At 68.9% G+C, this 10,695-nt stretch carries 12 protein-coding genes; 5 read left to right on the forward strand and 7 right to left on the reverse strand.

What is annotated here, in order from left to right:
- Positions 1 to 44 precede the first annotated feature (44 nt).
- Complete coding sequence (locus ACIA58_RS21910; protein WP_396405582.1) at positions 45 to 1,199, forward strand: histidine kinase; 1,155 nt, start codon at positions 45 to 47, stop codon at positions 1,197 to 1,199.
- Positions 1,196 to 1,846, forward strand: coding sequence for a response regulator (locus ACIA58_RS21915; RefSeq protein WP_396405583.1), 651 nt, complete (start codon positions 1,196 to 1,198; stop codon positions 1,844 to 1,846). The genes ACIA58_RS21910 and ACIA58_RS21915 overlap by 4 nt, the downstream gene beginning before the upstream one ends.
- Here the strand turns inward: ACIA58_RS21915 and ACIA58_RS21920 are convergent.
- Genes ACIA58_RS21920 through ACIA58_RS21930 form a run of 3 tightly spaced genes read right to left on the reverse strand, consistent with a single transcriptional unit; the run spans position 1,825 to position 5,163 of the window.
- Positions 1,825 to 4,107 (reverse strand): tannase/feruloyl esterase family alpha/beta hydrolase, encoded by a 2,283-nt coding sequence (locus ACIA58_RS21920; protein ID WP_396405584.1) that lies wholly within the window; start codon positions 4,105 to 4,107, stop codon positions 1,825 to 1,827. The two genes, ACIA58_RS21915 and ACIA58_RS21920, sit on opposite strands and share 22 nt — an antisense overlap.
- Positions 4,100 to 4,996, reverse strand: coding sequence for an ABC transporter ATP-binding protein (locus tag ACIA58_RS21925; protein WP_396405585.1), 897 nt, complete (start codon positions 4,994 to 4,996; stop codon positions 4,100 to 4,102). The genes ACIA58_RS21920 and ACIA58_RS21925 overlap by 8 nt, the downstream gene beginning before the upstream one ends.
- Positions 4,993 to 5,163 (reverse strand): hypothetical protein, encoded by a 171-nt coding sequence (locus tag ACIA58_RS21930; protein ID WP_396405586.1) that lies wholly within the window; start codon positions 5,161 to 5,163, stop codon positions 4,993 to 4,995. The genes ACIA58_RS21925 and ACIA58_RS21930 overlap by 4 nt, the downstream gene beginning before the upstream one ends.
- Positions 5,164 to 5,304: 141 nt before the next feature.
- On the opposite strand from ACIA58_RS21930, the gene ACIA58_RS21935 reads away from it, so the two are divergent.
- Complete coding sequence (locus ACIA58_RS21935; protein ID WP_396405587.1) at positions 5,305 to 5,661, forward strand: VOC family protein; 357 nt, start codon at positions 5,305 to 5,307, stop codon at positions 5,659 to 5,661.
- A gap of 19 nt (positions 5,662 to 5,680) precedes the next feature.
- Entirely contained in the window at positions 5,681 to 6,085 is a 405-nt protein-coding gene (locus ACIA58_RS21940) for a hypothetical protein (protein WP_396405588.1), read from the forward strand.
- Here the strand turns inward: ACIA58_RS21940 and ACIA58_RS21945 are convergent.
- Positions 6,062 to 6,571 carry a winged helix-turn-helix transcriptional regulator gene (locus ACIA58_RS21945; protein ID WP_396405589.1) on the reverse strand — a complete coding sequence of 170 codons (510 nt, stop codon included), beginning with the start codon at positions 6,569 to 6,571 and terminating at the stop codon, positions 6,062 to 6,064. The genes ACIA58_RS21940 and ACIA58_RS21945 overlap by 24 nt on opposite strands.
- Positions 6,572 to 6,625: 54 nt before the next feature.
- On the opposite strand from ACIA58_RS21945, the gene ACIA58_RS21950 reads away from it, so the two are divergent.
- Positions 6,626 to 7,084 carry a nuclear transport factor 2 family protein gene (locus tag ACIA58_RS21950; protein WP_396405590.1) on the forward strand — a complete coding sequence of 153 codons (459 nt, stop codon included), beginning with the start codon at positions 6,626 to 6,628 and terminating at the stop codon, positions 7,082 to 7,084.
- Here ACIA58_RS21950 and ACIA58_RS21955 read toward each other — a convergent pair.
- From ACIA58_RS21955 to ACIA58_RS21965, 3 genes are read right to left on the reverse strand one after another with little or no spacing between them, the layout of a single operon-like run.
- Positions 7,074 to 7,796: a DUF4386 domain-containing protein gene (locus tag ACIA58_RS21955; protein WP_396405591.1), complete on the reverse strand. Its 723-nt coding sequence runs from the start codon at positions 7,794 to 7,796 to the stop codon at positions 7,074 to 7,076. The genes ACIA58_RS21950 and ACIA58_RS21955 overlap by 11 nt on opposite strands.
- A complete protein-coding gene (locus tag ACIA58_RS21960; RefSeq protein WP_396405592.1) occupies positions 7,793 to 8,032 on the reverse strand; it encodes a hypothetical protein in 240 nt (79 codons plus the stop codon). The genes ACIA58_RS21955 and ACIA58_RS21960 overlap by 4 nt, the downstream gene beginning before the upstream one ends.
- Before the next feature lie 54 nt (positions 8,033 to 8,086).
- Positions 8,087 to 10,663 (reverse strand): LuxR C-terminal-related transcriptional regulator, encoded by a 2,577-nt coding sequence (locus tag ACIA58_RS21965; RefSeq protein ID WP_396405593.1) that lies wholly within the window; start codon positions 10,661 to 10,663, stop codon positions 8,087 to 8,089.
- Between the last annotated feature and the right edge of the window lie 32 nt (positions 10,664 to 10,695).

Consider the following 10,695-nt stretch of genomic DNA (forward strand, 5'->3'; position numbering starts at 1 on the left):
CCGGATCGCTGACCACGCATGGTCGCGCTGCCTATGGTCGATCGGTGACCACAACGCTGACTGCGCTTCGTCATGCACGGACGCACCACGCCAGGACGTGGCTGTGGCTGCGCCTGGTCGGGCCGGTCATCGTCGTGCTTCAGGTGATCATGGTGTGCCGAACCGCGCCGGGTCCAGACCTGCACGGCGTGGGGCTCGCCGTCCTGCTGGCGATCGTTGCCTTCGTCATCGGTGCCTCCGGAGCGTTCCTGGTCAGGAACCGGTCCAGCCGGCTTCGGTGGTTGTCGATCGCGGTCCTGTTCGGTGCGAGCGTCGTGCTGCTGCGGCTGCAGCCGTCCGGACCAGGGGTGCTCGGCGTGTTCGTCGCGGTGGCGGTGATCGGCCGCCGCCTCCCACCGCTGCCGGGGAGTCTGCTGGTCGGCGGGGGACTGGTGACGCTGATCGTCGCCCGCCGTGACGGTTCGCCGGTCTCCGCGTTGCTGACCGGCATCGCGATGGCGAGCTTCTACGCGGTGATGAGGCTGGCGGAGCGGCTGAGCAGGACCAACGAGCAGGCCGAGGAGTTGCTGATCGAGCTCGAGCGCACGCGCGACGCACATGCCCGGGCGGCTGCTCTCGCCGAGCGGCAACGGCTGGCGCGGGAGATGCACGACGTACTGGCGCATTCGCTGTCGGCGTTGCTGCTCCAGCTGGAAGGGGCGAGCGTGCTCGCTGCGAGCGACGAGCGGCTCGGACCTGTGATCGAGCGGGCGCGGCGGTTGGCCGGGTCGGGGCTCGACGAGGCGCGGAACGCGATCACGACGCTCCGCGAGGGCGGGACGCTGCCCGGGCCGGGCGAGTTGCCGGCGTTGGCGGCGCGGTTCGAACACGACACCGGCATTCGGTGCGAGCTGGACGTCTGTGGCGATGCCCATCCGCTTGATGCGGACGCGCAGTTGGCGGTCTACCGGGTGGCGCAGGAGTCGCTGACGAACATCGCCAAGCATGCGGCCGGGCAGGACCGGGTCTGCGTGCTTCTGACGTACGAGCCTGGAGTGGCTCGGTTGGTCGTGCAGGACCACGGTGTTCGGGGGCAGGCGGCGGACTCGGGAGGCTACGGCCTGACCGGGATGCGAGAGCGGGCGGAGCTTGTCGGTGGCCGGCTGGAGGCCGGTCCGACGCCGACTGGGTTCCGCGTTGAACTGGAGGTGCCGGCATGACGATCCGGGTGTTGAGTGTGGACGACCAGCGGATGGTTCGGGAGGGACTTGCCTTGGTGCTGGGGCTGTTGCCCGGTGTGCAGGTGGTGGGGACCGCCGCGGGTGGTGAAGAAGCGGTGCGGCTCGCGGGCGAGTTGCGGCCGGACGTCGTACTGATGGATCTGCGGATGCCGCGGTGTGACGGTGTCGAGGCGACCCGGCGCTTGCGGGAGCTGTACCCGGAGGTCAAGGTGATCGCGCTGACGACGTACGCCGATGACGAGTCGGTGCTGTCCGCGCTGCGGGCCGGAGCGCGTGGTTACCTCACCAAGGACGCGCGGTCGGCCGAGATTCATGAGGCCTTGCAGCGGGTGCTGGACGACCGGGCCGCGATCGACCCGGCCGTCCAGCACCACCTCGTCGACGCCATTGCCGCCGCACCCCGTCCGGCGCAACCGACGACCGCCGTGGACGACCTGCTGACCCGGCGCGAGACCGAGGTGCTGACCTTGATCGCGGCCGGCCTGTCGAACGGCGAGATCGCCGAGCGACTGGTCGTGAGCGAGGCAACGGTGAAGAGCCATGTCAACCACCTCCTCGCCAAGATCGGCGCCCGCGATCGGGCCCGCGCGGTCAGCTACGCCTATCAGCGAGGGTTGCTGCAGTAGAAGTTGTCGGCGGAGTCCGTGCTGCCGTGGCCGAGGTAGCGAGCCACCTTCGGATAGGCGCACAGCGGTCGCGTCTCGGCGTCCTTGGCTGCCTGGATGGTTGCCGGTGCGACTCCGGTCTCGACCCAGCCGCTGAGCGCGCCGAGCGGGTCGGTCGGCATCGGACCGATGGTGCCGGCGCCGACGCAGTGGCCGACTCCTGGAGCGAGGAAGAGCCTCGCGAAGGCGTCGGTGCGGTCCTGCCCGCCCATCCGCCGTACGACGTTGTCGTAGAAGCGGATGGTGCCCTGCGGCGGGATCAACGGGTCGGCGAGGCCGGTCGTGAGCACCAGCTTGCCCCCGGCGTCGCGGAACGCGGTGAGGTCCGGATCGTCGTTCTGGAGCTCGGTGAATTCGCGTTCGCCCTTGCGGTAAAGCGATAGGAACTGGTCGGTGGTCATCGTCTTCCAGTCGAAGTCCGGGTCCTGGGCGAGCCAGTACGTGTACCAGCCGACGGCGATCCAGAGCGGGTGGTTCGCGAGGTACGAGAGGTCGGCGCCGGGCTCGAGTCCGTACCAGAGTCCCGGTCCGGCGAGGATCTCGCGGACGATCTTCACGTCGGCAGCGGTGATCACCCCGCACGGCGTCGACGTGCCGAGCAGCTTGGCCGGATTGAAGTTGCACTTGGCAACGTTCCCGACCACGCCGTCGGTGACTCCGTCCAGCCGATCACATGCTTTCACGGTCGCGTTGTAGAAGGCTGCGAACTTGCAGGGCTCCAGGTAGTGCCCGGCGCGTTGCTGGACGAAGACGGGCCACAACTGCCCCGGTGCCATCTTGTTGAAGTCGATCGCGGGCGAGCCGGCCAGGATGCCGTTGTAGTCCGTGGGGTACCGCTGCGCCTCGGTGATCGCCTGGCGGCCGCCCATCGAGCAGCCGTTGAAGTACGCGTGGTCCGCGCCGCGGCCGTAGTACCGGTCGATCAGGTCCTTGCCTGTGACGGTCATGTCGTGGATCGCGCGGTACGCGAAGTCGTCGACGGCGCGCTGATCGAGGTGCCCCTTCGCGTCCAGCGCGAACTCCCCGGAGAACTGCGAGGCAGGGTGGCCGGTGTCGGTCGAGATGGCCGCGTTGCCGGTCCGGATCGCGTTGCCGAGCTCGCGGTAGGAGAAGCCGGCCACGAACCCGCCGCCCCCGACTCCTTCGAACCGGCCGGTCCAGGAGTCGAGTGGGAGCCAGGCGGTGAAATGGTCCGCGCCGTCCGAGTCCGGATCTGTGCTGAGCATTTCGACGCCGCAGTACGACGGCAGGTCGTCGATCGGGGTTCCCACCGTGCCTTCACCAGGACCGCCTTGCCCCGGCGGAATCCTGAAGGTGCCGCTGGTGTTGACGGCGGCGCTGGTGACGGTCGCGCCGAGAACGTGTTGCCCTTGCAGGCTTTCGCATTGCTGGGCAGGCGTTGCGGCCTCGGCGCGCGTCGTTGTTGTCAACGGCACAACGCAGACCAGGGCCATCGCCGCCGCGATCGCCACCTGGGCCCGGGCGGGACGACGCTGGCGGGTGCGGGTGGGCTCCCAACGGAAGACCGCCAGCGAAAGGAGCAGCCCGGCAACGGTCCAGCTGCAGAGCACGAGGATGTCGTGGGGCGCAGGCGTCGTACCGGCGAGCGCTTGGCCCGCTGCTACGACGATCGGGCGGACCGGCAGGTACGACGAGACCACGTTGACCCAGTGAGTCTTGAGCGGATCGCCGACTGTGCCGGACAGCAACAGGACGGGAAGATAAGTGAGGCCCAGGATCGGGAACGCGCTGGTGACGGTGGGAATGAATCCGGTCACCGCGGTCGAGGCGGAGGCGCAGGCCAACGCGCCGAGGATCATGACGCCAAGCATCATCAACGCGTGCCAGAACTGCAGCCCGGCGCCGAAGAACAACACACCGGCGAGTACGGCGAGGGCGCCGGCCAGCACCGCGATGACGACCGATGCGGCGATCTGCGCGGTCAGGTAGCACCAAGCGGGCAGGGGCGTCGCGCGGTAGCGCTTCATCACGCCGGACTCGCGGGCCGCGACCAGACCGATGCCGTGGGTGGTCCAGGCGATCATCGTCGTACCTAGTACTGCGCATCCTGCCAGGCGGGCCGGCGGTACGTGGCCGTTGGAAGAGTTCAGGAACAGCAGCAGTACCGGAAGGACCAGGCCGGTGCTCATGGCTCGCGGAGTGCGCAGGAGCAGCCGGATCTGGTGGCTGAGCTGCGCGAAGAGCAGTTGTATGTCAGACATGGACCGCGTCCTTCCGTGTGATGGACAGATAGACGTCTTCGAGGCTCGGCGGTCCGACCTCGAGTCCGGTCAGACCGACCCCCGACCGATCGGCCCAGGAGATGAGCTCCGTGAGCACCGGGACGACCTGATCGGTCTGGAAGGCGAGCTCCTGTCCGATGACGTGACAGGCCAGGCTCGGCGGCAGTGCGATACCGGGCGGGACGGGCAAGCGCACGAGGCTGACGCCGCTGCTCGCTCGCATCGCCGCGGGAGTCATGTCGGCGACGAGCCGGCCGGCGGACAGGACCAGGACGCGATCGGCCAGCTTGTCGGCCTCGTCGAGGTAGTGCGTGGTGAGCAGGATCGTCGTACCTGAGCCGTTGAGTCGTTCGATGGTTGCCCAGCAGCGGCGCCTGGCCTCCGGGTCGAGTCCCGTGGTCGGCTCGTCGAGGAACAGCAGATCCGGGTTCCCGATCATCGCCAGCCCGAGATCGACGCGACGCTGCTGCCCGCCGGACAGCGTGCCCACCCGCACCTTGGCCTCGACGGTCAGGTCGATCAGGTCCAGGACCTCTTCGATCGGGCGAGGGTTCGGGTACAGCCGGGCGAAGAGGGTCAGCAGTTCGGCGATCGTCGGCTCCGTCTCGAGGCTCGTCGACTGCAGCACTAGTCCGATGCGGCTCCGCCAGGCGCGGCCGCCGCGGCGAGGGTTCGCCCCGAGCACCTGGACCTGGCCGGACGTCGCCTCCGCGAAGCCCTCCAGGATCTCCAGTGTGGTTGTCTTGCCGGCGCCGTTCGGCCCGAGTACGGCGACCACCTGGCCGTCCGGGACCTCGAAGCTGATCCCGTCGACGGCCGCGAAGTCTCCGTAGTACTTCGTCAGGCCGTCGACGGTGATCGCGGTCATCGGCGCTCGCGGTTCTTGAGGTCCATCACGATGTTCGCGGCGCTCCACAGCGTGATCGCGGCGCCGACGCCGATAAGAAGCGGGCGGTGGGTGCCGATCCCGACGCCGCCGAGGCCTATCCCTACGAGTGCACGCACATAGGCGTTGAGTCCGAGTAGTCGAAGCATGTGCCCAGCGTGGTCGCGCGGGGCGATTGTTCTCATCGGCGCAGCTGTTGATCCTGCCGATCGAACCCAGCGATGGATTTCTCCACCGCTGGTTCGAGTTCCGGGCGTGGATCGTCCGGAATCGTCAGTAGGGTTCGAGCCATGATCGCTATGTACCCGAGCTTTGTGATGGATTGCCCCGACGCCGGGGTCCTGGCGCGGTTCTACGCCGAGATCCTGGGCTGGAAGGTCGAGGCCCGCGACGGCTGGGCCGACATCAAGCCGGAGGACGGGAGCAACTGCATCTCGTTCCAGCAGGTGGCGGACTTCAAGGCGCCGTCCTGGCCGACTCAGGACGTGCCGCAGCAGATGCACCTCGACGTGATGGTCCGGGACCTCGACGAGGCGGAGCCCGAGGTGCTGAAGCTCGGCGCGACCAAGCCCGAGCATCAGCCCGGCACGACGTTCCGCGTGTTCCTGGACCCGGCGGGGCACCCGTTCTGTCTCTGCGTCGACTGAGGTCGCCTAGGGTTGGTGCGTGACGAGTTGGCGGGATGAACGGCGACAGGCGGCGGTCGAGCATGCGGCCGCGTTGGAGCGTCGCAAGGCCACGGAGACCGCGCAGGCTCGTCAGCTGCTGACCGACTTCATCGCGACGATGAAGGACCGCGGCGTCGAGCCCGAGCCGTTGCGCGCCCAGGTCGTCGGATCGAACACCAGTTACCGGACCGGCCTGACCGGGTGGTACCTGCGTCGCAACCGCTCGCTCGCCGTGGATGTCGACGGCAACTTCTACATCCTCGGCGTGCCGGCCAGCCTGAAGGCCCGGGTCGCCGGCGTGCACGTCATCGCGTCCGACCCGCCGCTCGTTGTCGGTCAGGGCGCCCGCGACGGCGAGTCGCTGCCGCTCGCCGAGCTGCTACGGCTTCGGCTCGAGTCCTGACAGGACGCTCTCGATCAATGCCGTACCGGGTGCGGTCCGGCCGCCCGGGCCGGGCGACGGCCTGACGTCGGCCATGTCCAGCGTCTCGCCGCACTCCGAGCAGCACACCGTCGCCGTGGTCACCTTGCCGCAGGTCGTGTGGGTGAACCGGAGCGGCTGGCCGGCCGGGGGAGTTGCCCAGCGATCGCCCCACGCGGTCAGCGCGATCAGGATCGGCACCAGCTCCTGCCCCGCCTCGGTCAGCTCGTAGCTGTACCGGACCGGGTTCTGCTGGTACGGCGTACGCCGGACGAGACCACCGTCGACGAGGGTGGTGAGCCGGTCGGTCAGCAGGTTGCGGGAGATCCCCAGGTCGGTGACGAACTGGTCGAAGCGGCTCAGGCCCAGGTACAGATCGCGCAGTACGAGCGGGGTCCACCAGTCGCCGATCAGCTCCAGCGACTGGGCGAGCGAGCAGTGCATCGAGGCGAAGCTGGTGTTCCGCATGCCCCGAGTGTAGTCAGTTGCGGCATTGAACTCACTCGCCCTAGGGTGGGCGTCATGGGCATTTACCACCGGATCGTGGCGCGGCAGGTGCGGACCGCGTTCGCGCAGATCAGCGCGGGCAACTGGGAGGCGATGGTGGCCGGGATGGCGCCGTCGTTCACGTACCGGTTCTACGGGGATCACGCGCTCGGCGGCGAGCGGCGGACCCACGAGGCGCTCCGCAGTTGGTGGAAGCGGTGCTTCCGGCTGCTGCCGAACACCCGGTTCGAGGTGCGGGACGTGCTCGTCGACGGCTGGCCGTGGAACACCCGGGTCGCGACAGCAGTCACCGTCCACGTGGGCGTCGTGGACGGTTCGACGTACGAGAATGTCGTTCATCAGTTCCTGCGGATCCGGTGGGGCAAGATCACCGAGGTACGGACGCTGGAGGACACCGCCGTACTGGAGAAGACTCTCGACCGGCTGGCCGCCGCGGGGTATGCGGAGGCCCACGCGGCGCCGATCACTGGTTGAGACTGGCCGGCTTGAGGCCCTTGAAGGTCATGTAGATGCCGATGGACAGCTCCCAGAGGGCGACCGGGGCGGTGGCGGCGGCGGACCACGTGGACAGCTGGGTGTTGTGGCCGAGCACGGTCAGGATGTTGGCGGTGAGCAGCAGCGGGGCGCCGACGAGGCCCATGGCCGGGATGAAGCGCGGTACCCGGCGGGACCGGTACATCAGGGTGCCGAGCAGGATCGCGCTGATCGCGGGCATGGTGCCGGGGCCGAAGAGGAAGGTCCAGTTGCGGACCTCGACGAGCGCGCGGCCGACGGTGGCGAGGGCGGCGGAGTCGGTGCCCTGAGCGCCGGCGAGGTCCTGTCGCAGGGTGACGACGGCGACGAGGCTGACGACACCGATCATGATCACCGCGGCCTCGACGGTCCGCGAGGTGACGAAGCCGAGGGCGAGGGATTCCTTGTACCGCTTCATCACGGGAAACAGCGCGACGGCGCTGCCGATACCCGCCAGAGCGTTGACGAAGTCGAGCAGACATCCCCACAGCACGCGGGTGTCCTGCCCCGCGCCGAGGATGTAGTTGTGGTCGTTCAGTACCGGCCCGATGAGGAACAGCGCGGGGAACGAGGCGGCGAAGGTCACCAGGTAGAAGATCCCGGCGGCGCGGACGTGGCCGCGGTCCGGATCGGTGGTGACGGTGGCGGTCGGAGCAGGTGCGGTGATGGTCATGACTGTTTCCTTTGCGCTTGATCGATGTCGACCCGGTCGACCGACAGCAAGGGCAGACCGAGGTCGCGGAGTCGTTGCAGCAGTCCGTGCAGGGCTGCCTGGTCGGCCACGTGGCCGTGGATGACGGTCGTGCCGTCGGCGTGGGTGCTGAGCGTCATTCCGTCGAACCACGCGGCCCACCGGGGATCGAGTCGCCCCTGGAGGCGGATTTCGTACCAGGCTGATTCGTGGTTCATGCCTGCAAATTAGGAGCGGGCCTGGTGAGGGCGCATCACATCATGTGGTGATCTTCAGCGAGTCAGGAGACCGAGCTGGTGGGCCCGCCGGATCGCCGCGCGCCGGCTGTTGACGCCGAGCTTGGTGTAGATGTGCTTGGTGTGCGTGCGCACGGTGTTGAGCGACACCACGAGCTCGCGTGCGATCGAGGGACCGTCGAGCTCGCTCGTGAGCAACCGTAATACGTCGAGTTCGCGATCGCTGAGCGGGTCGAGCAGCGGCTGCGGAGCGCTCACGCGTGCGGGCTGCCGTGCCGCGTCGAGTAGCCTTCGCAGGTACGCCGATGCGGGTCGATGCCGCTGCAGCATCGTCAGCATGGGCTCGCCTTCGGCGATGAATACCCGCGCGTACCCTTCCGGTTCGGCCAGCGTCAGCGCCCGTTCGAGGGCGGCCTGATCGCGGCCGGCGAGGGCTTGCAGGACGAGGATCTCGATCAGGCTGCCGGTCCGGTTCTCCGCAGCCGCTCGCAGCCTTTCGAGCAGCGGTACGGCGTCCTTGCGCTGAGCCATCATGAGCCGGGCCACGGTGACGTGCTCGTACTCGTGCAGATAGGACAACTCGTCAGGAACGTTGTCGGCCCACTCCTGCGCCGCGGAGAGATCGCCTTGCCTGATCAGCAGTCGTGCTCGGACGGCGGTCAGTGGGCGGACATCGGGGGAGAAGTCGCCGACGTACACCTTGATCGCCGCGTCCAGCAGGTCGAGTGCGCCGTCGAGGTCGCCTTGCGCTTCGCGGATGCGGGCCATCGCGAGCCGCCAGCGGTAGGGGTTCTGCGGGAGGTCGGACGCCGTGCCCAGCTCCTCGGCGCGGCGCAAATAGTCGGTGGCCGCGTCGAGGTCGTTCCGCTCCCAGGCGATCCGGCTCAGCCCGACGTACATGTCGGATGCGCCGCGTATGCCGTCGCCGGCGAGGTCAAGAGCTCGTTCCAGCGTCGCCTGCGCCTGCCGGAGCCGGCCCCGGGTGATCTCGAGGTCGGCCAATGTGACCGAGCAACCGAGGACGTCGGAGATGTGGCCGGCGCGTTCCAGTCCGGCGGCGGCCGCGGCGTACCCGCGATGCGCGGACTCGAGATCCCCACCCGCCCAGGAGGCCAGAGCCGACAGCGCCGAGGCGGCGGAGATGGTGAGGTCGTCGCCGGGGATGACGAGCTGGAGCGCGACCGCGGCGTGCTCGATCGTGCCGGCCGGGTTGCCGGCGATGAGGTCGAGTGCGGCCCGGTACGTCTCGATGGCGCTCGGCAGCCGCTCGAGCTCCGCGCGATCCACGACGACGAGCTCGTCGACCGGCCCGGCCAGCTGCCGCTCGATGTCCTGCAGCCGTTGCTCGACTCCCGGGAACTCGTTGCTCGCCATCAACGCCCCGACGAATCCGATCCCGAGGACGGGCCGGCGCCGCAGGACCTCGCCGGGGATGTCGTCGAGCCAGCGCCGGATCGTCGCCTCCTGCCGGTCCCGGCGCAGGGCAGGCACCGCCAACTCGACCAGGTCGGCGGCATGGTCGGTGTCTCCGGCGGCGACCGCGTGGTGAACGGCTGCCACGGTGTCGCCGGCATCGTCGTACCACTGGGCGGCGCGTCGGTGGAGGTCCGCGATGTCGCCGCGCTCGGCGAGCAGACGCGCCCGCAGTACGTCGGCGAAGAGGTGGTGGTAGCGGTACCACTGCCGACGATCGTCCAGCGGTACGACGAACAGGTTCTGCCGCTCGAGCGCCTCGAGCATCGCCGGACCACCCGGCTGCCCGGTCACCGCGTCGCACAACGGGCCGGTCAATCGATCGACGACGCTGGTCTCGAGGAGGAACCTGCGTACCCGCTCCGGTTCACGATCGAGCACCTCGTCGACGAGGTAGTCCACGACGTACCGGTCGTCGCCCGCGAAGTCGTTGATGAACCCGGTGGCGTCGCTACGGCCGCGCAACGACAGCGCCGCCAGCCCGAGCGCGGCGATCCAGCCTTCGGTGCGTTCCTCGAGCGTCGCGATCGCGTCGGCGTCGAGCCCCGTGCCGGTGAAGTAGCTGCTCACCTCTTCGAGGGTGAAGCGCAGATCGGCGGCGCGTACTTCGACGAGCTCGCCGCGCGCACGCAGGCGCGCCAACGGGAGGGCGGGGTCGGCGCGGGTGCTGATCAGCAGGTGCAGCTGGGGCGGGAGATGGTCGAGCAGATAGGTCATGCCCCGGCTGATCTCGAGGCTGTCGGCGAGGTGGTAGTCGTCGAGGACCAGATCGATCTCGCCAGGCAGCACACTGAGCTCGTTGAGAACGCTCGCGAGGAAGGTCTCGATCGGCGCGGAACCGGACTGCAACACCGTCAGGGCGTCGTCGGCGACCCCCGGTGCTGCGCGGTCGAGCGCGGTCAGAACGTACGTCCAGAAGGTGATCGGGTCCTGGTCGCTCTCCTCCAGCGATACCCACGCCACGCCGTCGGAGGCCCACGCCGAAACCAGCGTCGTCTTGCCGAAACCGGCCGGAGCGGACACCAGGGTCAGCCCGGTGCCGTCCTTGCGCACCAGCCGCTCGTCGAGCCGCGGCCGGCCCACCAGACCGGGCCGGCTCCGTGGGCGATAAAGCTTGGTCTCGACAAGTTGCCCGGCCATCACACCCCCTCCGGTACGACGTCCTGGGACGA

The sequence above is a fragment of the Kribbella sp. NPDC051586 genome (genome assembly GCF_044453965.1).
Lineage (GTDB): Bacteria > Actinomycetota > Actinomycetes > Propionibacteriales > Kribbellaceae > Kribbella.

Bases quoted from the DNA above. Each gene is read 5' to 3' on its own strand.
- ACIA58_RS21935 (WP_396405587.1), top strand. From the start codon at position 5,305: ATGATCGCTATGTACCCGAGCTTTGTGATGGATTGCCCCGACGCCGGG.
- ACIA58_RS21925 (WP_396405585.1), bottom strand. From the start codon at position 4,996: ATGACCGCGATCACCGTCGACGGCCTGACGAAGTACTACGGAGACTTC.
- ACIA58_RS21950 (WP_396405590.1), top strand. From the start codon at position 6,626: ATGGGCATTTACCACCGGATCGTGGCGCGGCAGGTGCGGACCGCGTTC.
- ACIA58_RS21955 (WP_396405591.1), bottom strand. From the start codon at position 7,796: ATGACCATCACCGCACCTGCTCCGACCGCCACCGTCACCACCGATCCG.
- ACIA58_RS21960 (WP_396405592.1), bottom strand. From the start codon at position 8,032: ATGAACCACGAATCAGCCTGGTACGAAATCCGCCTCCAGGGGCGACTC.
- ACIA58_RS21930 (WP_396405586.1), bottom strand. From the start codon at position 5,163: ATGCTTCGACTACTCGGACTCAACGCCTATGTGCGTGCACTCGTAGGG.
- ACIA58_RS21915 (WP_396405583.1), top strand. From the start codon at position 1,196: ATGACGATCCGGGTGTTGAGTGTGGACGACCAGCGGATGGTTCGGGAG.
- ACIA58_RS21945 (WP_396405589.1), bottom strand. From the start codon at position 6,571: ATGCGGAACACCAGCTTCGCCTCGATGCACTGCTCGCTCGCCCAGTCG.
- ACIA58_RS21965 (WP_396405593.1), bottom strand. From the start codon at position 10,663: ATGGCCGGGCAACTTGTCGAGACCAAGCTTTATCGCCCACGGAGCCGG.
- ACIA58_RS21920 (WP_396405584.1), bottom strand. From the start codon at position 4,107: ATGTCTGACATACAACTGCTCTTCGCGCAGCTCAGCCACCAGATCCGG.